This window comes from Arthrobacter sp. B6 (genome assembly GCF_001663775.1).
Taxonomy (GTDB): Bacteria; Actinomycetota; Actinomycetes; order Actinomycetales; family Micrococcaceae; genus Arthrobacter.
The window spans coordinates 2,247,654-2,269,919 of the sequence record NZ_KV467168.1 but is presented as its reverse complement, the minus strand read 5'-3'; the positions used below and the strand labels follow the sequence as shown (position 1 = coordinate 2,269,919).

Annotated in this window: 19 protein-coding genes; 14 read left to right on the top strand and 5 right to left on the bottom strand. The window is 61.6% G+C overall.

Annotated elements, in window-relative coordinates:
• Positions 1-165 precede the first annotated feature (165 nt).
• The 6 genes from AU175_RS10000 to AU175_RS09975 all read left to right on the top strand — a co-directional run bounded on the left by AU175_RS10000 (position 166) and on the right by AU175_RS09975 (position 7,102).
• A complete protein-coding gene (locus tag AU175_RS10000) occupies positions 166-1,416 on the top strand; it encodes a CaiB/BaiF CoA transferase family protein (protein WP_066288132.1) in 1,251 nt (416 codons plus the stop codon).
• Positions 1,413-2,351, top strand: a complete 939-nt coding sequence (locus tag AU175_RS09995) for a hydroxymethylglutaryl-CoA lyase (protein ID WP_066288129.1) — start codon at positions 1,413-1,415, stop codon at positions 2,349-2,351. Before AU175_RS10000 ends, AU175_RS09995 begins: the two co-directional genes overlap by 4 nt.
• A 292-nt stretch (positions 2,352-2,643) precedes the next feature.
• The gene (locus AU175_RS09990) at positions 2,644-2,922 is read left to right on the top strand and encodes a hypothetical protein (RefSeq protein WP_156642253.1); all 279 of its coding nucleotides are present in this window, start codon (positions 2,644-2,646) and stop codon (positions 2,920-2,922) included.
• A gap of 2 nt (positions 2,923-2,924) precedes the next feature.
• Positions 2,925-3,914 (top strand): 2-hydroxyacid dehydrogenase, encoded by a 990-nt coding sequence (locus AU175_RS09985; RefSeq protein ID WP_066288127.1) that lies wholly within the window; start codon positions 2,925-2,927, stop codon positions 3,912-3,914.
• 579 nt (positions 3,915-4,493) lie between these two features.
• On the top strand, positions 4,494-5,717 hold the full coding sequence (locus AU175_RS09980; RefSeq protein WP_197497065.1) for an MFS transporter: 1,224 nt from the start codon (positions 4,494-4,496) through the stop codon (positions 5,715-5,717).
• 341 nt (positions 5,718-6,058) lie between these two features.
• Positions 6,059-7,102 carry a PDDEXK nuclease domain-containing protein gene (locus tag AU175_RS09975; RefSeq protein WP_066288124.1) on the top strand — a complete coding sequence of 348 codons (1,044 nt, stop codon included), beginning with the start codon at positions 6,059-6,061 and terminating at the stop codon, positions 7,100-7,102.
• A gap of 68 nt (positions 7,103-7,170) precedes the next feature.
• On the opposite strand, the gene AU175_RS09970 is transcribed toward AU175_RS09975, so the two are convergent.
• The 4 genes from AU175_RS09970 to AU175_RS09955 form a co-directional block, all read right to left on the bottom strand.
• Positions 7,171-8,256: an ATP-binding protein gene (locus AU175_RS09970; RefSeq protein ID WP_066288122.1), complete on the bottom strand. Its 1,086-nt coding sequence runs from the start codon at positions 8,254-8,256 to the stop codon at positions 7,171-7,173.
• Positions 8,257-8,986: 730 nt separating this feature from the next.
• Positions 8,987-9,913: a 2-hydroxyacid dehydrogenase gene (locus AU175_RS09965; protein ID WP_066288119.1), complete on the bottom strand. Its 927-nt coding sequence runs from the start codon at positions 9,911-9,913 to the stop codon at positions 8,987-8,989.
• On the bottom strand, positions 9,910-10,692 hold the full coding sequence (locus AU175_RS09960; RefSeq protein ID WP_066288117.1) for a DeoR/GlpR family DNA-binding transcription regulator: 783 nt from the start codon (positions 10,690-10,692) through the stop codon (positions 9,910-9,912). The genes AU175_RS09965 and AU175_RS09960 overlap by 4 nt, the downstream gene beginning before the upstream one ends.
• 71 nt (positions 10,693-10,763) lie before the next feature.
• On the bottom strand, positions 10,764-11,903 hold the full coding sequence (locus AU175_RS09955) for a Gfo/Idh/MocA family protein (protein ID WP_066288114.1): 1,140 nt from the start codon (positions 11,901-11,903) through the stop codon (positions 10,764-10,766).
• 134 nt (positions 11,904-12,037) lie between these two features.
• Here AU175_RS09955 and AU175_RS09950 point away from each other — a divergent pair, with 134 nt between their 5' ends.
• The 8 genes from AU175_RS09950 (at position 12,038) to AU175_RS09915 (ending at position 20,344) form a co-directional block, all read left to right on the top strand.
• Positions 12,038-12,937 carry a carbohydrate kinase family protein gene (locus AU175_RS09950; protein WP_066288112.1) on the top strand — a complete coding sequence of 300 codons (900 nt, stop codon included), beginning with the start codon at positions 12,038-12,040 and terminating at the stop codon, positions 12,935-12,937.
• A gap of 16 nt (positions 12,938-12,953) precedes the next feature.
• Complete coding sequence (locus AU175_RS09945; protein WP_066288109.1) at positions 12,954-13,838, top strand: aldolase; 885 nt, start codon at positions 12,954-12,956, stop codon at positions 13,836-13,838.
• A 133-nt stretch (positions 13,839-13,971) separates the two neighbouring features.
• Entirely contained in the window at positions 13,972-15,255 is a 1,284-nt protein-coding gene (locus tag AU175_RS09940; RefSeq protein ID WP_066288106.1) for an ABC transporter substrate-binding protein, read from the top strand.
• Positions 15,252-16,217 carry a carbohydrate ABC transporter permease gene (locus AU175_RS09935; RefSeq protein WP_066288104.1) on the top strand — a complete coding sequence of 322 codons (966 nt, stop codon included), beginning with the start codon at positions 15,252-15,254 and terminating at the stop codon, positions 16,215-16,217. Before AU175_RS09940 ends, AU175_RS09935 begins: the two co-directional genes overlap by 4 nt.
• A 4-nt stretch (positions 16,218-16,221) precedes the next feature.
• Positions 16,222-17,037 carry a carbohydrate ABC transporter permease gene (locus tag AU175_RS09930; protein ID WP_066288103.1) on the top strand — a complete coding sequence of 272 codons (816 nt, stop codon included), beginning with the start codon at positions 16,222-16,224 and terminating at the stop codon, positions 17,035-17,037.
• Positions 17,034-18,146, top strand: coding sequence for a M24 family metallopeptidase (locus AU175_RS09925; protein ID WP_066288101.1), 1,113 nt, complete (start codon positions 17,034-17,036; stop codon positions 18,144-18,146). The genes AU175_RS09930 and AU175_RS09925 overlap by 4 nt, the downstream gene beginning before the upstream one ends.
• A gap of 15 nt (positions 18,147-18,161) precedes the next feature.
• Complete coding sequence (locus tag AU175_RS09920) at positions 18,162-19,601, top strand: NAD-dependent succinate-semialdehyde dehydrogenase (protein WP_066288099.1); 1,440 nt, start codon at positions 18,162-18,164, stop codon at positions 19,599-19,601.
• On the top strand, positions 19,601-20,344 hold the full coding sequence (locus tag AU175_RS09915) for a sulfite exporter TauE/SafE family protein (protein WP_066288098.1): 744 nt from the start codon (positions 19,601-19,603) through the stop codon (positions 20,342-20,344). Before AU175_RS09920 ends, AU175_RS09915 begins: the two co-directional genes overlap by 1 nt.
• 425 nt (positions 20,345-20,769) lie before the next feature.
• On the opposite strand, the gene AU175_RS09910 is transcribed toward AU175_RS09915, so the two are convergent.
• Positions 20,770-22,197 carry a phosphomannomutase/phosphoglucomutase gene (locus AU175_RS09910; protein WP_442855292.1) on the bottom strand — a complete coding sequence of 476 codons (1,428 nt, stop codon included), beginning with the start codon at positions 22,195-22,197 and terminating at the stop codon, positions 20,770-20,772.
• Between the last annotated feature and the right edge of the window lie 69 nt (positions 22,198-22,266).

Here is a 22,266-nt window from a genome sequence, read left to right as displayed (position 1 = left end):
AACCGGGGGCTGGTGCCTCCCATTTGGGAGCACCGGGAAAAGGAAACGGATAACTAAAGCTCGCCATGTTGTAAACCCTGAGCAGGACAGGGGAAGTAAGTCAAGAATCCCGCACCCGCACCGAGAACATCGTCGTGATAACCACTCCAACGCTCTAGGAATGCCATGAATTCAAAGAAAATCGCCCCTCTGGAGGGCATCCGGGTCCTTGAACTAGGGAACTATATTGCTGCCCCGACCGCCGGACGGCTGCTGGCCGATTTCGGCGCGGAGGTAATTAAGGTGGAACGCCCTGGCACGGGCGACGAGTTGCGGAACTGGCGCCTATACAAGGGCGACACGTCCATGCTGTACCGCACCATCAACCGGAACAAGAAGTCGGTGGTGCTGGATTTGCGGAGCGCTGCGGGGCGCAAGGCAGCGTTGGATCTGGCAGCGAAGTCGGACGTCCTGCTAGAGAACTTCCGGCCGGGGACTCTTGAGAAATGGGGGCTAGGGCCCGAGGTGCTCAACGATGCCAACCCGGAACTAATCATCACGCGTGTTTCCGCCTTCGGCCAGACCGGGCCGCTGTCCGAACGCCCCGGTTTCGCTGCAGTAGCCGAGGCCTACGGCGGTTTCCGCAACCTGGTGGGGGATCCCGATCGCCCCCCGGTGCGTGTGGGCGTCTCAATTGGCGACTCGATTGCTGGCCTGTACGCCGGATTCGGCTCCATGATGGCCCTTTTCCAGCGCGAATCACGACGGCGGAGCGAGGGGCCCGCTGTTGCCTTGCCGGAGCGAGTTATTGACGTCGCCTTGCACGAGGCAATGTTCTCGATGATGGAATCCCTCGTGCCAGACTACGAGGCCTACGGCGTGAGCCGCGAACGAACCGGCGGTCGGTTGGAAGGCATTGCCCCGTCCAACGCCTACGTGTGCGCCGACGGCGCCAGCATCGTGGTGGCCGGCAACGGCGATGGCATCTTTCGGCGATACATGGAAACGATTGGCCGTCCGGACTTGGGTACTGATCCCGGACTGCAGTCCAACGCCCTCCGGTGGGCGCGGCGTGAAGAACTGGACGCGGCCATCGGTGAATGGGCCGCCAGGCTCACAGCAAAAAGCGCCCTTGCCGCGCTGGACGCTGCCGGCGTGCCGGCCGGCCCCATCTACACTGCGGCGGATATTGTCGCCGATGACCAGTACGCGGCGCGGAACATGATCCAGAAATTCGATGTCTCTACCGGTGACGAAGTGCTTTCCAATGTCGGGTTCCCCGGCATCGTGCCGGTGATCGGCGGGCAGTCATTGCCCGTCCGGAACCTAGGTCCGGATCTGGGCGAACATACGGACGAAGTCCTCGGCGGACTCCTGGGCATGGACACGGAAGAGATTATTGCGGCGTCCAGCCGCGAGGAGGTAGTGCAGGCATGAGTTTCACCTTGGTCCCCCGAGCGGAATTGCGGGACGTCACGCTCCGCGACGGACTGCAACTCACCGGCAAGATGCTCTCCACCGAGCGGAAGGTCGAGACAATCCGGGAACTTCTGCGCCTAGGCGTACCATCCATCGAACTGGGCTCCATGGCCCGGGCGGACCTCGTGCCGACAATGGCCAACACACTTGAAGTGGTACAGGCCCTGACTCCGGAAGAGCTACAAAAATGCTGGATCTGGGTCGCGACCCCGGGCCACGTGGCCAAGGCCGCGGCAGCTGGCGCGCGGAACTTCCAGTACTGTCTCTCGGCGTCGGACTCCCATAACCAGGCGAACCTTGGCCGCAGTACAGAGACCAGCCTGGCCACTTTGCCGGAAGCTGTGGAGCATACCCGCGCCGTCGACGGTCAGATCCAGCTGTGCATCGCCACCTCTTTCACCTGCCCGTTCGAAGGGATAGTAGACGAGGAACGGGTCCTCGCCATTGCCAATGATCCGCGGGCGGAGGGTACCTGTGACGTCGTTATTTGCGACACGCTGGGCCAAGCGGTCCCGGCGCAGGTAGCCAGTCTGATCGCCCGGGTTCGCGAAGAGACTCCGGCCCGACGGATCGTCTACCACGGCCATGACACTTGGGGGCTCGGCGTGGCCAACACCCTGGCCGCCGTCACTGCCGGCGCCACTCTAGTAGACGGAGCCTTGGGCGGACTGGGCGGTTGCCCCTTCGCCCCGGGCGCCAGTGGCAACACGGCCACCGAGGACATCCTTTTCGCCACACGGCCCGAATGGCTCACTCCGGCTAGTTTCGGCGGACTGGTGGCCCTATCCGAAAAACTGCTGGCTGAGCTAGGCGAGCCCAACCGCTCCAAGTCGGCTCAGGGCGCCCGCTCCAATGCCGCAGCCTTCCCGTGGGTTATTGCCCCGAACCCTTAACAAGTTCAACCTGCCGTCGCATGGACCATCCAGCCCGCGAATCAGTCATCCTAACGTCTGGACCTTCCGCTAGCAGGAGCCAATAGAGATTTCAGGAAAGTGAAAAATTACATTGGCTTCACCCTCAAGGAGAAGATGGGACCGACGCGTGCTAAATCTCAGCGGGGCCGCACATACGTCTGGTGAATCGGATAGATCGGGACAGCCACATGGGCCTGGTGCGGTATTAGTTGATCAAATCAGTCGCAGGACGCGCGGCTAATTGCAAGGAGTGTTGATCATGAGTTTACCCGTGACTGAACCCACACCTGCTGTGCTCGAACCCTCTGGGCTGGATCAGGAGCAGCCTACGGAAACGGAAGCGCCGGAGATGCTGGAAATCAGCGTCAATAGCGCCTCCGAGGTTGACACGGCATTGGAGGAAGCCATCGAACATGTCAAGGTCGCGGCCAACAACCACCGCACAGGAATACTCGTGACTCGAATTCGCCCTGGCGGGTATATCGTCCAAGCCCACTCAGCGGTACCCCACGGACTTGTGCGCCAAAGAAACGACCCTGAAGGGAACTGACGATGGGAAACCACTTCCTGGTCACCGCAGCCATTCCGGAACCGGGGCTGCAATTCCTGTCCGATGCCGGGCAAGTTACCGTCCTGCCCGAGCCGCCGAGCTACGGAACATTGGCTACCCTCTGCGCTTCAGGGGATTTCGACGTTGTCCTCACCCAGTTGCGAGACGTCATCGACGCGCCGCTCCTCGCCGACGCGCGGGTGAAGGGCTTCTCGAACTACGCCGTCGGCTACAACAACATCGACATTGACGCCGCCACCCGACACGGCATCCTGGTGGGCAACACACCTGGTGTCCTCACTGATGCGACAGCGGACATCGCCATGCTGCTCATTCTCGGGACCGCGCGGCGCGTAGTGGAAGCTGACCGGCTGGTCCGTGACGGCAACTTTCTTGGCTGGGAACCGAAACTCCTGCTGGGCCGGGACGTTTCCGGCGCCGTGCTTGGCCTGGCCGGATTCGGAAGGATCGCCCGTGCCACCGCCCGCCGTGCACTGGGGTTTGGGATGGAGGTCATCTTCTCACCGCGGCCGCCCGACGACCGTCCTCTCAGCGATGAAGAACTAGGGGAGTTCGTCGGCAAGGTCCGCCAGGTTCCTTGGGCTGAACTCGTGGAGCAGAACGACTTCCTGTCCCTCCACGTTCCGCTGAATGACCAGACCCGGCATCTGGTCGACGCGGATGTGCTGCAGCGGATGAAGCCAGGCGCGATACTCATCAACACCGCCCGCGGGCCGGTGGTGGATGAGACTGCCTTGGTGGAGGCCCTCCGCAACGGGGCTATTGCCGGCGCCGGGCTGGACGTGTTCGAGGATGAACCGCAACTCGCGCCCGGGCTGGCGGAGCTGCCCAACACGGTGCTGCTGCCACACGTCGGCAGTGCCACCGTCCGCGTCCGCAGCGAAATGGCAAGACTCAGCGCACTCAACGCCGTCGCCATAGCCGAGGGCCGCCTGCCGCTTCACCCGGTCAACGCCCCCGTCACGGCGTGACGATTCTCGTTGCCCCGGACAGCTTCCGGCGGACCTGCCCGGCGTCCAAGATCGCCGCTGCCATTGCTGCAATTGTTCTCGCTTGGGGATTCTGCGGTCTGAAGCCCGACCCAAGTGCCCTGGATGCAGCGACTTCGAAGTCTCTCTCTAGTCGTTGCCGCAGATGGGCATCCCGCGTAGGTACAGACATGAGATCCCGCCAGCGTGCTTCATGACGCGGAGGAGATTGGATGGCAAACCTGCATTGCTGAACCACGGACTGAATCATGGCTAAATCAGCCAGATCATCTGTCTCTTGGCCCTCCAGCGTCATGCAGGGTGCGTCAGCACGTTGTGCACGGAGCGGATTCAACAGTGCGAGAAACCCGGTCCGCCATGCGGACCTTTGAACGCTCATGATGGACCACAGGGCGGATGTTGCGCCAGCGTGGAAGACAAGTACTCGCTGAATCCCTGGCCACGGTCCGTATCTACCCCCGTACACCTAATTTAGAAGGACTGTGCCGTGGCAACGTCTACCAACCAAAACAGGACCGACGTAACTTCCTCCGCATTGATGTTGCAGGGCGGCAACCAATCGTGAGAGGCGCCACACTGCCGGCGCCGGTCCCGCCGCACGGGCACCCCGGACGGCGGGCCACAGCTCTGGCGATGTTCAGCACAGTGGTGGTTGTCCTACCAGTCTTCCTTGCTGGCGGACTAGCCGTCCAGCTCGAGGATCAGCTGGGCGTCAGCCCCGCCATTCTGGGTGCCGCTGTCGCCGTATACTGGGCCGTCTCGGCACTGCTGTCTGCGGCCTGCGGCCGCAGCGCACAGAGGCTGGGCGCGCGGAACGGAATGCTGTTATCGGTCTCAATCGGGCTGATGGCCCTGCTGGGCTTAGCGTTGGGAACTCCGCACTGGGGGTGGCTCTTCCTGTGGCTGGCCCTGGCGGGGGTAGCCAACGCACTGTCTCATCCTGTGTCCAACGGGTTCATTATTGACCAAGTATCCATCCGGCGCCGTGCATTTGCTTTCGGCCTCAAACAAGCAGCCATTCCAGCTGCTACGCTCACCGCCGGCCTATCCGTCCCCCTGCTTGCCCTCACAGTCGGCTGGCCGTGGGCCTTTGCCGGGGCGGCGCTCTTCGCAGGTCTTCTGCTCTCCGCGTTGGCCACGGTGATGCCGCGGACGCCACGCGCCAACCAATCGCAACGGGGGTCAATGAAGGCAAGGACTCCTCTGCCACCGGTCCTCAGGTCCTTCCTGGTGGCCGCTGCGGCCGCCAGTGCACTGGGTTCAGCGGGGGGTAATGTACTTGGGGCCTTCACTGTTGCCACCGCGGTGGAAACAGGCTTCGATCCCGCTGCTGCCGGGCTGCTGCTCGGGCTCGGCAGTTGCGCCGGCTGCTTCATGCGACCACTAGTTGGCATAGCAGCGGACAAAGGCATCGGCGGATCCATGACCACCGTCGCCTTGATGCTCGCGGCAGGGGCTGCGGGGATGTTGGCCATGGCCTCCGGCCATAGGGCAGCCTTCGCCGTCGGCTGCGCCCTGGCCTTCGGGTGCGGCTGGGGATGGAACGGTCTAATGCATTACGTCGTTTCGCACCGAGCGCATCCCCACTCCGCCCAAGCCACCGGAATCGCCCAAAGCGGAACATATATCGGCGGTACGGTGGGCCCTTTTGTGTTCGGCTTCATCTTTACTGCCCTTGGCCCGACCGGCGGTTGGATCTGCGCGGCGACGATAGCCGTACTGGGGTCCGCGGCAGCGTTGATTGCACGACGACTCGAAAAACAGCTGGAAGCCTCCGGATTCTGACCAGAGGAATCCAAACCAGCATCGGTCTCATTCCCCTTGCTCATTACCAACCGAGAATTACCTTCCCTAGCGCTGTCGCAGCTTCAGCCCGGTTTTAGCCCTACAAAGAAGGTCAATCCGGGCTGCTGCATGATGGACGGCCACGCCGACCGCTCGGACCCGTGGATCCACGGCCGATGGAAGCGGACAGGCATGAAACAGCCCTTTTATGCGCACTTCCCCACCTATTTCGAACGCCGATAATGGACCTTTCGTCAACCTGAGTGAGGGGTCACCTTTTTGCCGGCGGGTACAAATGTGCCACAGCCTGTGGCACATTTGCCGGTAGATAGGGTTGAGGCATGGTCTCTTCAGAAATCGAACTGCCGGCGGACTATGCGGAGCTGCTGGAAGCTCTGAAGACCCGGATCGCCGCTGCGCGAATCCAAGCGCAGCGAACCGTCAACACCCTCGTTATCGAGCTTTACTGGTCATTGGGCAAGGACATTATCGCCCGCCAGGCGAGCCAGGGCTGGGGGACAGGAGTCGTCAGGCGGCTGGCCGCCGATCTCGCGGTTACCTTTCCCGATATGAAGGGTCTGTCGTACCGGAATCTGCAGTACATGACCGCGATGGTCCGGGCCTGGGACACGGCTGAAAATGTGCCACAGCTTGTGGCACATTTGCCCTGGGGTCACATCCGCACGATTTTGGACAAGGCAGCCACCGGCGAGGAACGAGACTGGTATGCGGCCGCGGCCGTTCAGTACGGCTGGTCCCGAAACGTACTGCTGAACATGATGATGAATCATTCAATGGAACGCACCGGTGCGGCGCCATCAAACTTCCCCCGCCAGCTCGCGGCTCCGGACTCCGAACTTGCCCAGCAAATGGCAAAAGACCCCTACAACTTCGACTTCCTCGGCCTGTCCGGTGAGATCGCCGAACGCGACCTGGAGAACGCGCTGACGAGTCGCATCACCGAAACCCTCCGCGAGCTGGGCCCAGGCTTTTCGTTCGTGGGCCGCCAGGTACACTTCGACGTCTATGGTGATGACTACTACGTCGACCTGCTGTTCTTCCACATCGAGCAACTTCGGTACGTGGTCATCGAGCTAAAGACCGGCAAGTTCCAGCCTGAATACGCAGGAAAGCTCAACTTCTATGTTGCCCTCGTCGATGACATGCTCCGCCGGGATTACCACAACGAAACGGTCGGCATCCTGATTTGCGGGACCAAGAACGACCGCAGCGTCCGCTACAGCCTCGGCCGGTCAACATCGCCCATGGCTGTCGCCGCCTACACCTATGACAAGCTTCCTCCAGCGGAACAGCAGGCCCTGCCCAACGAGGGACACCTCGTCGCGGCTCTCGAATGGGCCGAACCGGACACCGCAGAAGGATAGTTCCGACGCCCCTTCCGGAACTCCTCCCCCTACCCTTTTAAAGAGCCGATAACCGTGATTCCGTCAACCTACTCTCGGAGGTATTGGCGGAGTCCGGGAATTGCGAAGTCGACTTTGCCGTAGCCGGCGGACTCGATCAGGCCGGCAGCGATGAGCCTGTTCCGGTACTTGGAAATGACGTTGGGCTTGGCTTTGAGGATGGCGCCGATCTGACCGGCGGCAGATGGTCCGTCCTGAGCGGCCATTGCCTCGAGGAACTCGCGGTCTCTGTCCGAGATGTCTGACAGTGCTGACTCGACGACCACCAAGGTGTTCCGTCGTTGGGCGGCAGCAATTCCACGCTGGACGTTGGTCTGGTCCAGTTTCCATCCTGCTTTGTCGGCTTCGAGCCAGAGGTAGTAGCCCACCAGTTGGATCAGGAAGGGATACCCTTCCGTGGCTTCGGCGGCCTTGTTGATGAGGTCGGGGGCGATGCTGATGCCTCCCTGGCTGAAGAGCTCGCTGTACGAGGCGGTGACTTCGGCGATGGCTGCTTCGTGGAGGTTGATCCTGTCAGCCCGCCGCAGGAAGGTGGCAACGCCTTCATTGAGCAGGTCCGACACGGCTGACGGCAGGCCGGCGAAGATCAGGCCGATGGGCAGCCCGTCACGGATGAAATGCTGGACGTCCGCGGCCAGTTGGGCGATTTCCCTCCGGTCGACGGCATGGATCTCATCAATGGTGATGACGAGTCCTGTGCCGTTGGTGTCCAGCAGGCGCAGCAGTTCGTTCCCAGTCCGGCGCCAGTCCACAGCCCGTTCCGGAGGGAGTTGGGTTGTCAGCCCGAACCCTGCCGCTGAAAAGGCGGTGATCTTCCGGGATGGAGGCCCGTCCCCGAGTTCATCGAGGAGGCGGAGCATGTCATCACCCACCCCGGCGAGGAAGCCGGGCGTGGCTGTCCGGGAGATCACGGCCCACCCGTGATTCCGGGCGATGCCTTCGGCTTCGCTCAGCATGACCGTCTTGCCGATGCCCCTGGAGCCGGTGATGATGGTCAAGAGCCCGGGCGCGCCGGAACCCTGCTGCAGGCCATACTCGAACTCGTCCAGCAGCCCAGCCCGCCCGACCAGCTCGGGAGGCGTTGCCCCGGCCGTTGGCTTGAAGGGATTCTGCACCGCACCCTCCCTGGGTGAAACTAGGTGAAAGTGGTGAAAGTGGTGAAACTCCTGCCACGATAAGCCCACCTGTCGACCAGAAGCAAGCCGGTCCCAGGGGAGGCGGTAGCATCGGGGCCATCAGGTCGTCCCACCGCCCGGAACCTGCCATAGGTTGCCCACTCCCTGCCGCTCCGCGCCCAAGTTCGGGCGGAAACCTATGCGCCACTCGGAGGTCGCCTCGCAGTAGACTCGCGACCAAAAGTCATGGGCATGCGAAGTCAAGGTCATCACTCGGGCGGCTCCTGCCGCTCCGTGTGTTGGCGTCAGAATAGTGCGAAATTCCGTTTTATTGACGGTGGCTCATGATGTTCTCAGATCCCACTCTGACAGTCGGAGGGGAAGGAAACGGGGTGGGGTAGCTCGAGAAAAGTCGAAATAGTCCAAAGTATCTGGACTTGATGAAGTCCGTTTGGGGCAGGGGGTGGTTTATTTCACATGTCGTGACTGGACGGGCCCTTGAGAACAAGCAGGAACTCCGCCACAGGCTAACCCCTCCCTGGTCAGGCTGTATTGACGTCAGGTTGGGGTGTGCCTCAACTGCACGAAACCCGCGTCAGTTGCAGTGTGGGCATCGCTGAGGTGGTCAACAGCTCACGCGTCCAGATGCTCGTGGTAAAAGCATCTGGAGGTGAAGGTTTAGCTCCACCTCAAGAGACTTCTTCTTTCGTCAGGCGGACGGCATCGAGTCTTACTGAGCCCCTGTGAGTACCGTGTTCACGGGCTCCTTGCCCTCGAGCAGCCGCCCGATCTGCTTTTTGATCAGCTTGACCATCCGCGGGAACATTGCCGAGCTTGCTCCGCCGACGTGGGGGGTGATCAGCACGCCGGGTGTGCTCCACAGCGGGTGACTGGCCGGTAGGGGCTCCGGGTCCGTGACGTCCAGGGCAGCACGGAGGCGGCCGGAGGAGGTCTCGGCCAGCAGAGCGTCTGTGTCGGCCACTGCGCCGCGGGCTACGTTGACCAGCAGGGCGCCGTCCGGCATCGCGGCCAGGAATTTGGCGTCCACCAAATATTCCGTCTGCTTGTTCAGGGGCACGCTGACCACCACAATCTCGTGTAGCGGCAGCTGCTCATACAGCGCATCAATCCCGTAAATGGTCCCGGTCGCGTCTTCACGTGTACGGCTTGCCATCCGGGTGACGTCGGTTTCAAACGGCAGCAACCGGGTCTCAATGGCTTTGCCCACCCCTCCGTATCCGACCAGCAGCACGCGGCGGTCGGCCAGGCTGGGGCGCTGGGTGTTGTCCCACTTTCCCGTGGCCTGGTTGCGGACGAAGTCCGAAATTCCTCGCTGGCTGACGATCATCATGCCTACGGCAAGCTCCGCCGTCGAGGGCTCATGGACGCCGGCCGCGTTGGCGAAGACGCAACCTTTGGGCAGAACCGACGCGACGCCGTCGTATCCGATGGACTGGCTTTGTATCAGCCCAACGTCCATGCCCGCCAGTGCGGCGAGGGCTTGCGGCTTGCCCATGTAGGGGGGCACCAGCAGGTCCAGCCGCCCCTCGGGTGCGGGCCCGGTAACGTCCCACAGGACGAATTCGACGCCGTCGATCGGCTCCAGTGCCTCTAGCAGCCTCTGGTCCGGGAGGCACACTCGCAGTCGCAGTGTCATGACGCTACAATCAACTGCACGTTGGCTGCCTGCAGTGCCGTCTCAATCTCCGGCGGTGGCGCCGAGTCAGTTACAAGGATGTCCACCGCAGCAAAGGCCGCCAGCCGAGCGAGCGCGTACCGCAGCATTTTTTGATGCGTGGCAACCACTACTACCTGCTCTGCGGAGGCCATAAGTGCGAGCTTGGTGGCACGCTCCACATCTCTTTCAATGTAAAACGCTTCATCGTGGATTCCGCTCACTCCGATGAATGCTGTCCTCGCTCGCAGCCCCTCGGCGGCGCTGACCGTCATTGGCCCGTTGAATGCCTGACTGTCCAGCAGCAGTTCACCGCCCAGGCAGATGGTGCGGGCGGACGTCAGCTGCAGGCACCTTTGGATGGCCGGGGCTGAATGCGTGATGACGGTGCCCATAAAGGACGCAGGTAACTCCTGCGCGATCTGGTAGGTAGTCGTGCCCGCGTCCAGGATGACAGCGTCGCGTTCCCCAATGAGGGCTACGCAGGCCCTGGCTATACGCTGCTTCGCGCCGGCGTCCTCCCGGACCCGTGCCGCGAAGTCAGCGTTTTGGCCATGGCCTTCGATAGCACTGACGCCACCGTGGACTACCCTGACCAAGCCCAAGTGGGACAGGGCCCGGGTGTCACGGCGGACTGTCATGTCAGACACTGCGAAAGTCCCGGCCAGGTCTGCGATGGAAATGAACCCTTTTCGGCCCAACTCGTCCAAGATGTTGCGCTGACGGGGTGTCAGCGGCGCCTCTTCTCGCGCGATGCTCATGGCTCCCTCTTTCCTGCCCCTTGAGCCGACCATCGACCTGGCGGAATGTTGCAACTCCAACACGATATTACTTACTTCTGCGCACCAACACTCGCGTTGAGGAGCTCAATGGGACGTCCTTCCATAATGGACTGCTCCGCGGCCAGGCCCATGCGCACAGATTGCAAGCCGTCAGCCACCGTCACATCGACTGGGCCTTCTCCCAGGATTGCCTTGCGGTAGCCGAGGTGCTCATAGTATGTGGAACCATGATGGGCGCCGGCGGCCAAAACCGCTTCGTCGACCGGAACTTCGTGCTTTTCCGGTCCCAGCGGCGAACGCGGGCTGAACTCAACCGTGGCTTCCGCCTCGTCGCCTTCGATCCAATGGCTGGCCGCCACGGGGATGAGCGTTTCGATCTTGGCAGCATCACCAACGACAGAGATACGTTCCTGGAATTTTGATCCTTCGGCGAACATGGAAAGCTCCAGCATGGCGCGCTTGCCGCCCTTGAAGTCGACTATGACGTAGGCGTTGTCGACCATGTCCGAAACGCGGCCGTCGTAAACCTCGTCCTTGTGGTTTACGTCGTGACCGCCACTGGCATAAATGCGGGTGGGCTCGTCCTGCAGGATCAGGCGCATCAGGTCGAAGAAGTGGCAGCACTTTTCAACGAGAGTGCCGCCGGTCCGTTCCGAGAAGCGGTTCCATGCATCCACCTTGTGCAGGAACGGGAAGCGGTGCTCCACGATGGAGAGCATGTAGATGTTGCCCAGCTTGCCCTCGTGCGCGGCCTGGATGACTTCCTGTACCGGCGGCATGTAACGGTACTCCATGGCTACCCATACCGGCGCCGGGTAGTTTGCAGCCAGCTTTTCGAGTTCGTCTGCCTGCTCTGCACTGGTGCACACGGGCTTCTCCACGAGGACGGGCAGATTGGTGCCGCTGGCAAAAATGTCCTTGAGAATACCTAGGTGCGTGTCGTTGGGACTGGCGATGACCAGCGCGTCCACCAGGCCCGAGGCCAGCAGTTCCCGGTGCGAGGGGAAGGTCTGTACCTCATAGCCGATCTCCTTGGCGGTCTCCTCGAGGGAGGAGGGTGTGGGATCGGAGACTGCGGTGATCTGGCTTCCCGGGATCAGGGCGAGGTTCCGGACGTGTTCGCGGGCCATGTGGCCGGCTCCAATGAGGCCGTAACGAATCGTTCGGGCTGTTTCCGCAGGCAAAGACATGTGCTGCTCCGTTTCTCTACATTGAGTGGGAAGTTTCGTTGCATCCCCAACATCACTATACCGAATGTGTTGTTTTTCACACATAGCGTGTGTATATTTTTTCATTACCAGCCGAAACTACAACGAGGTGGAACGTGCCCCTACCGTCATCTGAACTCCTGCTCTTCGTTGGCTGTGCCACTCTTGACTCCATTGCTCTGGTGCAGGACTACCCCGCCGCTGACAGCCGCACCGTTGCTGCTGACTTTTCAACGGCGGGCGGCGGGCCGGCAGCCACAGCAGCAGTAGCAGCAGCCCGCGCCGGTGCCCAGACTGCTTTCGCTGGTGTCATAGGTACTGACGAGGAGGGCGACCGCATCATCAGCGGTCTTGAAGCAGAGGGAGTGGACACTTCTGCCGTCATCCGTGACGCCAACGTCAAAACCGGTGCCAGCGTGATCGTGGTCAGCCGGGCCACCGAAAGCCGGGCAATTGTCACCAGGCCCGTGCCCCCGGTGGCCTTCCCCGCAGGCAGCCGCTTTCACGAGCTGCTGGGCACCGCAGCCTGGGTCCACGTGGACCACTTGGGCTGGAACGCCGTAGCCAGGGTACCCAACCTGCGGATCAGCGTCGACGCCGGAAACCCAATTCCCTCCTTTACCCCAAAGGGCGTTGCACTCTACGTGCCCACCATCGAACGTCTCCGGGCCGAGTACGGCGAAGACCTTTCCCCTGAAGCTCTCCTCCAACAGGCCGTCGACGACGGTGCTTCCGCCGTTGTCGCCACGGCCGGCTCGGAGGGAGCCTGGGTCCTGGAGCGCGACGGCAACCCGGTTCACGTCCCCGCGGTGCCTGCCCACATCGTGTCCACCCTCGGCGCCGGCGACGTCTATCACGGCGCCATCCTGGCCGCCGTTGCCGCCGGGCTCCCGCTCGTGGAAGCCGCCAACTTCGCAGGGCGGATTGCATCCGCATCCTGCGCCGGCTTGGACGGGCGCTCCCTGATCCCCCGCCAAGCCGTCAGCACAGTCCTTACCGCAAACCCCACCGCCTAGCTGAAAGAAGCAACCCATGACCACCACCGATCTTTCTCCCCTGCAGCGCCCGTCAGGCGCGTTCGCCATGCTCGCCGTGGACCAGCGTGAAGCGATGCGCAACATGTTTGCCGAACACCAGGAGGAGCCTGTCACCGACGCCGACCTGACCAGCTTCAAGTTGAACGCGGCCCGTATTCTTTCGCCCTACGCCTCAGCGATTCTGATCGACAAGCAGTTCGCGCTTGATCAGGCCATTGAGGCCGGCGTAGTGGCGGATACATGCGGGTTGATTGCCTCGGCAGACCACTTCGAGTCAGCGCACGGTGAACTGGTGGGGGAAGTCAGCATCGACCGCACGGTCGAGCCCCACAAGTACGCCGCCCTGGGAGTCAAAGCGCTCAAGCTTCTCGTTCTCTACCGTCCGGACCAGCCCGCTGAAGGTCGAGTCGAGATGGTCAAGGAATTTGTGGAGCAGTGCCGTGCTGCAGGACTGATCAGCATCATCGAACCGCTCTCGCGTAAACCGCTCGGTGGTGGCGAATTCGACTGGGATAAGGGAGTCATTGGGGCCGCAAAGGAACTGGGCTCACTCGGCGCTGACCTGTACAAGGCCGAAATTCCGTTCCACGGCCAGGCATCCGAGTCCGATGTCCGCGCAGCGTGTGCTGAGATTACCCGCGCCGTTGACGGTCCCTGGGTGGTCCTGTCCTCGGGCGTCCCCGAGGACATCTTCCCGACGGCGGTGCGCTGGGCCTGCCTTGAAGGGGCCAGTGGCTTCCTTGCCGGCCGTGCGGTATGGCTTTCATGCATTGGCTCCGCGGATGTGGTCCAGTCACTGGAAACGGACGCGGTGCAGCGGCTGACTCGACTCTGCGACGTTGTCGATGAGGTCGTGACGGCGCAGCGGACCACCGCATGAGCCAGTAGAACAGCAAGCCCCGCGTCCTGATGATCGTCCCCGGCCCGACATTTGGGGATCCCTGTCACCGAGGGTGACACCGCAACAAATAACCAAACACCAGCACAAGGCAGTACTCAATGAGGAGATTATCGTGAGCCAGATTTCACGCAGACATGCACTTAGCTTGTTCGGGCTGGCCGGTTTTGGCGCAGCCGCCGCCGCATGCGCGGGGCCAGGAGGAGGCACTGCCGCCCCGACAACAGCCACGGCCCCGTCTACTGGAGCAGTTACAGGTGAGGTTTCCTTCGCTCACTGGCGCGGCGAGGACAAAGTCGTTTTCGATGAGCTCATTAAGCGCTTCATGGATGCGAACCCGGGAACGACCGTAACCCAGGACATATCCACGTCGAACGACTATAACGCGCAGGGGCTGCAGAAGGTCCGCGGGGCTGCGGTGGGTGACGCGTTCGCCACGTTCCGGGGGTCACAGTTCAAGAACTTCAACGAGGCCGGCATATACACGGACTTGACGGACACCAAAGCGGCCTCCCAGTACACCGACGAGCTGCTGGCGGCGGGAAAAAACGGGGACAACGTTGTTGGCTTGCCCTATCAGGTAGTTTTCCCGATGCCGCTGGCTAACCTGGATCTTTTCGACAAGGCTGGAGCCAATCTGACGCCACAGAACTGGGATGAATTCCTCGGCACCTGTGAATCACTCAAATCCTCCGGAGTCATTCCGATTTCCTGGCCCGGCGGTGATGTTGGAAACGGCGGGCAGCTTTGGAACTGCATGGTCGTCAACAACGCACCCGTGGACGATGTGGGTACACAGATCGAGCAGGGAAAGATCAAGGTCACTGACGACTGGTTTATCAGGATGCTTGAGCAGTACCGTGACCTGATCCCATATCTGCAGCCGAACGCCACGGGCACCGCGGTCGAGCCCGCGCAGAACTTCTTCGCCCAGCAGCAGGCGGCGATGCTTGCGACCGGCTCGTACCATATCGCAGCGGTCCGTAACCTCGGAGCGGCGTTCCCGATGGAGCTCGTCTTTCCCCAAACGAGTACGTCCGGGACGCCTAAATATGAAGGGGTCTACAACGCAACGTTCATCCTGGGCGTCAACTCCGCCAGCGACGTCCAGCCGGCCGCGATGGCGTGGGTGGAGTTCCTGTCCACGCCGGAGAATGCCGCCTATTATGCCAACGGAACCGCGCAGCACGTCGCAGTGTCCGACGTGAACTACACCAATCCTGATCTGCAGCGGATGAGCCCCTGGCTGAAGAAGAAGACAGCGTTGGCTCCCCGGTTCCAGTTCGAGAGCCTGGATGTCCGGAACGCTGTCGAAGCCACAGCTACTGCCGTTATTTCCGGTACTTCCCCCCAGCAGGCGGCAGAAGCAGCACAGACGATTGTAGACGAACGGGTATGAGCGTCAATATCGGAGGGACCTCCTCAGTAGCCAAGGCGGACAAGTCCCCTCCCACACCGTCGAACAGGAACGGCCGGCGCCGGTCGCCGACCCGTATTAACCCGGTCCTTTACCTGTTTCCGTTGCCGGCTGTCGTCCTCACCATGTTCTTCATGGTCTTGCCGACTCTGCAGGCGTTCCAGTACGCATTGACTGACTGGAACGGGTTCTCCGCAGCCTTCAACTACGTGGGCCTGGATAACTTCGTTCGTGCCTTTACTAACGATTCGCTGTTCGCCAACGCCCTGACGAACAATCTGAAGTTCATGCTGGTCGTGGTTATTGCGCAGACCGCATTCTCACTGATGCTCGCTCTGCTACTGACGAAGAATTCCCGCAGCAGTGTCGCGTTGAGGGCAATTTTCTTCTTCCCGACGATCCTTTCGTCAGTCTCGGTGGCCTTCATCTGGAAGTTCATCTACGACCCGAACTTCGGTTTGGCGAACTCCGTTCTAGGAGGCATCGGACTCGAGGGGCTGCAGGGGTCCTACCTGGGCAACGACGCGCAAGCGCTCTACTGGGTGGCCGTCACTCAGGTCTGGTTCCACGCCGGACAGATGATGGTGGTCTATGTCGCGGGCCTTCAGGCCATCCCCAGGGAACTGTACGAGGCCGCGGAAATGGATGGCGCCAATAAGTGGGAGCGGTTCAAAACGATTACCTGGCCATTTGTGGCCCCGGCCACTGCGATTGTTGTCGCATACACAACGATTCAATCGTTCAAGGCATTTGATCTGATCCTTGGTATCGCGGGCAACCCTCCAAAGCAGTCTCTGGACATCCTCTCAACCAGGATCTACAGCACCTTCGCCAATTCCGACTTCGGCTACGCCGCTGCCCAGTCGATTATCTTCATGGCCATGATCGCGTTGGTCACGTGGCTTCAGCGGCGACTACTACGCCTTACCACGAAGGGGGAATAGCGTCATGATTGGCTCAATATCACGCCGCGGGATCCTTGCCATCTACACCGTCATCATCCTCGTACCTCTGACTGTGGTCATCTTCGGCAGCTTCAAGTCCACTCCGGAGCTTTTCGAAGGACCTTTCAGCTTCCCTCAATCCCTGGCTCCCACCAACTTCGCTGAGGTGATAAGCGGGCAGAACATGGGCAAGTCGTTCATGAACAGCGTCATCGTCACCCTTGTCTCCGTGCCTCTGACGTTGTTTCTGGCGAGTCTGGCCGGATATGCCGTGGCAAGGATCAGAGGATTTTGGTCAGCGGCAATATTCGGGTTCCTCGTTTTGGGTATGGCCATCCCCGCACAGGCAAACATGGTGCCTCTCTATGTACTCTTCGGTCGCCTCGGGCTCCTTGACAACCTCACAGGCCTCATACTGGCCAACGTCGTTTCGACCTTGCCGATCGCGGTGTTCATCCTTGGCGGATTCATGAGGACCCTTCCCCAGGAGCTTTATGAAGCCTCGTCGATTGACGGCACCGGGCCGTGGAAGACATACAGTTCGATCGTGATGCCGCTGTCCACGCCATCCCTTGCAGCCGCAGGAATTTTCCTGTTCGTTATTCACTGGAACGAACTGCTGTACCCGCTCCTGTTTGTGCGTTCCCCTGAAAACAGGACACTGCCGCTGGCGTTGCTTAGCTTCCAGGGGGAGTTCCAAACCAACTACCCGCTGCTGTTCTCCGGCGTCATCCTGGCATCACTTCCCGTCGTTCTGGCCTACATCTTCCTGCAGCGCTACTTCGTCGCCGGAATCACGTCGGGGGCGACGAAGGGATGACCAAGGAGGAATATTCGGTCCTCACACGGGCAAGGTGGGCAGACCAGCTGGTGTCGCTGGCCCATCTTGCCGAGAAACGTGGCGTGGACACGATAGTCCTCCGCGATCCTCTGAATCTGTCATGGTTCACCGGTGCGAGATGGCACGTTCCGCTCACGCTGAACGTGGCCTGTTTTGACCTCGTTCTTACTGGCTTCGAACCCGGCAAGGTTCCCGAGGTCCGTGTCGTCACTAATGCCATTGAGGCTCCACGGCTCCGCGACATCGAATTCGCCGGCCAGGATGTCGAGTTTGACGTCGTACCCTGGACGGACAACCGGGCATCGCGGCTGCCATCGGGTCCCTCAGTGGCGGTCGACCTCCCGGACGGTGCCTCGGTTGATGCGCAGGCGGATGTGGCAGCGCTCCGCAGAATCCTCAATGAAAGACAACGCACCGATCTCAGGAACCTGAGCACGGACCTGGCGCGGATAACCGGGGACGTCGTCTCCGCCCTCCGTCCCGGCATACTCGAGCAGAACATCGCTGGAACCCTCATTGCCTCGCTGCTGCAAGAGGGCATAGAGACGGTGGCAATGTTCGTCGGAAGTGACGAAAGGATCAGCGCCCACCGGCACCCCCTGCCGACAAAGAATGCCGCCCATGACAGGGTCATGGTCGCATGCTGCGGACGGCGGCGGGGCCTGGTTGGGGCGATCACCCGGATGGTGTCCTTCAAGCCGCTGCGCAATGAGGCCAGTACATACGTTCGGCTTCTTGACGTCGAACGAACGTTCCTCGATCACAGCCGGTCCGGCGTTGTCCTGGGCGAAGTGTTCAAAAAGGGCGCAGACGCGTACGCCGCGAACACGTTCGCCCCGGATGAATGGCGCAAGCATCATCAAGGAGGCATCACCGGCTTCAGCCCTAGGGAACTGATTGCGACTCCAGGCACCGATCTGGTCCTCCAGGAAGGCATGGTCCTTGGCTGGAATCCTTCCGGAGCCGGTTTCAAAGTCGAGGACACCGCCCTCGTGACCGCCACCGGGGTAGACATCCTCACGGCCTACAAAAACTGGCCGTCGATAAACATTGGGGGTCGGGACCGCCCCGACGTCCTGGAACTCTAGAAAAGAGAACAACACGTGAACCTCAAAGAAGCCCAGCACCTGGTCAACGGCACGTGGTACGCCGGCGATGAGGGTAAGGACGTCATTGATCCAGGCAACGGCGATGTCGTAGGGCAGGTGTCATGGGGATCTGCAACGGACGCCACTGCCGCAGCAGACGCTGCCGCAGCTGCCTTCGCATCATGGTCCCGGTCCACAGGACGCGTCCGGGCAGACCTTCTTCGAAACGCTGCGGACCTGCTGGCAGAACGCCGGGACGAGCTCGCCCTCGTTCTCGCCCTGGAAGCCGGCAAGAGACTCCCCGAAGCCCAAGGCGAGGTAGATTTCTCTGTCGAGTACTTCCGTTGGTTCGCCGAAGAATCCCGCCGCGCCACCGGCACCATCCGCCCTCCCGAGATGAACGGCCGCAGGCACATGTCACTGCGAAAGCCCATCGGCGTTGCACTGAGCCTCACACCATGGAACTTCCCGGTATCAATCCAAGCCCGCAAGCTGGCCGCCATACTCGCTGCCGGCTGCACAGTAGTTGGCCGAGTATCTGAAAAAGCCCCCCTCGCAGCGACCGGCCTGTTCGAGGTACTTGTTGACGCCGGATTCCCCGCCGGCGTCGTCAACCTGGTTCACGGCCCCTCGCGAGAAACAACGGCCGCCCTGATCGAGCATCCCGCCGTCCGGGCCGTCAGCTTCACAGGATCAACAGGTGTTGGCGCCCAAATCATGGGCCAGGCGTCCGGCCGCATTGTCCGGCCCTTGCTGGAGCTGGGCGGAAATGCCCCGTTCATCGTTTTTGACGACGCCGACCTGGACTTGGCAGTGGATGGCGCTGTTCTCGGACGTCTGCGCAACACCGGCCAATCCTGTGTCGCCGCGAACCGGTTCCTGGTACAGGAAGGGGTTGCAGAAGAATTCACTGCACGCCTGGGAGCACGCTTCGATGCCATGACCATAGGTCACGGGGCCCCCACTGACGGTTCTGCCGTACCGGACCTGGGACCTGTCATCGACAACGACCGGGTGGCAGCAGTAAACGCACTCATAGACGACGCCATCGGCGGGGGCGCCCGCCGTGTCACCAACCGGACCGACGTGCCAGCCGGCGGCTCCTTCATCGCGCCGACGCTGCTGGCAGATGTCCCCAGCGACGCCCGTCTGATCACCGAAGAAGTCTTCGGTCCTGCCGCAGGCGTCGTCACATTCTCGGATGAACAAGACGCCATCGATAAGGCTAACGCTACCGAAATGGGGCTGGCAGCCTACCTGTGGACACAATCACCTAAACGCGGATGGGACCTTCCGGAACGCATAGAAGCAGGAATCGTCGGCGTCAATGATCCCCTGCCCTCCGTTGCCTATGCTCCCATGGGCGGGGTCAAGCAGTCCGGCCTCGGCCGAGAAGGTGCCGATCTGGGCATGGAGGAGTTTGAGGAGGTCCAGTACGTGGCCTGGAAGCCGTAATGACCACAACTGTTCTGGTGCTGGCTTCCGTCTTCGTGGGGGCGGGGATGCAGCGCTTTACAGGGATGGGCTTTGCCTTGGTTGCCGCGCCGTTTCTCGTCCTCCTTTTAGGACCGGTCGAAGGCGTCATTCTGGTCAATATGTGCGGCGCGGTAACCGCGGGAGCAATCATCTTCAGGGTTTTCCGCGACGTGAACTGGAAAACATACGGCGTCCTGACCGCTGCCGCGGTCCTCGGCATCATCCCTGCCTCTTTCGCTGTAAGGATGGTTCCGGCCCCGGTACTTGAAATAGGGATCGGTATCCTGCTGGCTGCAGGACTGACCGTTCTTCTGGTCATGCGATCAGCGCACCTGGCTCCCAAGCGCCGGTTCCTCTGGACCGCGGGGGCACTGAGCGGATTTATGAACACCGCCGCCGGAGTCGGGGGTCCGGCTGTCAGCATCTACTCACTGGCAACCAGATGGCCGCACCATTCATTCGCAGCAACGATGCAGCCCTACTTTTTCACCATTGGCACTTTGTCCCTCCTAGCCAAGGCGGCAACCACTCCGGACCAGTTTCCCGACATTCCTTGGCAGATGTGGGCAGCGATTGCCCTGGCGTGTCTGGTCGGTTTGGCGATCGGCGAGCTGTTTGCCAAGCGCGTTTCACCCAGGGTCGCCCAGATAGTCCTCATCGTCCTTGCCTACCTGGGAGCGGCCGCCACAATCATTCGCGGAGTGCTGGACGCTGTCGGTTAACAGCTGCTGGACCTCCCACCTCCTCAACCACCAACGAAAGGGCCGGCCATGTCTGGCGTTCCTCCTCAAGAAAACACAATGCGCGTCTCGACCAACAACGGTGATCCCGTCTCCCTGAGGATCGATGCCGGTGCTCCAGTGACTGTCCACCTTGTAGTTGAGAACAACTGCAGCTGCGGTGGCTCTACCCCGCGTCCTGGTGCATACACCGATACCGACTTCGGCACTCGCTGATAGGCCTAGTAGCACCGCACAAGCAGAGGCCCATTCATGCGGTCCAGCGACACTGGCGCACAGGAGGCTGCCGCCGTTGGCGTCAGCCTCCTGTACTTCACCGGTCCATTGCAGGCGAGCAATGTTTTGACTGGGGGACCTGGCCCTCAGGGGCAGGCGGTCAAAGCGCGGGTACTGTCAGTCAATGGCGGCTAGCCTCTCACGATGGACAGGACGCGGTCCCGGATCCGCTCCATCGTGGCGCGGTCCGTGGCTTCAGCGTTGAGCCGCAGGAACGGCTCGGTGTTGGACGGGCGCAGGTTGAACCAGTAGCTTCCATCGTTGGCCGTGAATGTGCTGCCGTCCAGGGTACCGATGCTGATGTCGTCGCCGGCAAAATCCGCCCGGACCCGCTCCACGGCGGCCGTCTTGTCCTCCACCTCGGAGTTGATCTCACCCGAGCTAATGTAGGGCTCGTATTCTCGCGCAAGCTCGGACAGGGGGTCATCCTGCTCAGCCAGGGCGGCCAGGACGTGCATGGCCGCGAGCATTCCGGTGTCCGCGTTCCAGAAATCGCGGAAGTAGAAGTGGGCGGAGTGCTCGCCGCCGAACACCGCACCTTCCTTCGCCATGATCGCCTTGATGAAGGAATGGCCAACCCGCGTGCGGACAGCCCGGCCGCCGTCGCGCTCCACCATCTCAGCCACGGCGCGAGAGGTAAGAAGGTTGTGGACGATTGTCGGGATTTCCTCGCCCTGTGCCTTGGCCCGGGCGATCTCCCGGCGTGCAACCATGCCGGTGATGGCCGACGGCGAGACGGGCTCGCCCTTCTCGTCCACCACGAAACAGCGGTCAGCGTCGCCGTCGAACGCCAGGCCGATGTCCGCGCCGTGCTCGATCACAGCCGCCTGCAGGTCCCGAAGGTTTTCCGGCTCCAGCGGGTTGGCCGGGTGGTTCGGGAAGGAGCCATCGAGCTCGAAGTACAGGGGAACGATGTCGAACGGCAGCTTGGCAAGCAGCGCATCACCCAGGACTGCCGGGGTTGTCAGGCCGGCCATGCCGTTGCCTGCGTCCACTACCACCTTCAGGGGACGTGAACCGGACAGGTCCACCAGCTTGCGGAGGTACTCGGCATAATCCTTGAGTACGTCCCGTACACCAATCCGGCCGCGGTCTCCCGCCGCCGGGATAGAACCGGTGCTGAGGTACTGCTCGGCCAGGCCTTGGATGTCCCTGAGGCCTGATTCGGACGAGATGGGCACCGCCCCGGCCTTGGACATCTTGATGCCGTTGTAACCGGCGGGGTTGTGACTGGCGGTGAAGACGGCACCTGCAAGGTTCAGGAAACCGCACGCGAAGTACAGCTCATCGGTGGAAATCAAGCCCAGCAGCTGAACATTGGCGCCACGGGCGGCTGCCCCGTTGGCGAAGGCTTCGCTGAACTCGGGGGAGGAGGGGCGCATGTCCCCGCCCACCAGGATGGTCTGGCCCTGGAGCTGCAGGACGTCCACGAACGCGGCACCCACGGCTTCGACGATTTCGGCCGTAATCGACTCGCCGACAATGCCACGGACGTCGTACGCCTTGAAGGCTGCCGAAAGATCAAAAGTCGTTCTCATTTTGCTGGTCACTCGCATCATCCTATGTTGACCGAAGCATTGCCTCGGTATGGTTGAGGCCCGTTCTCGGCAACCAGGAGGGCTGGAGGA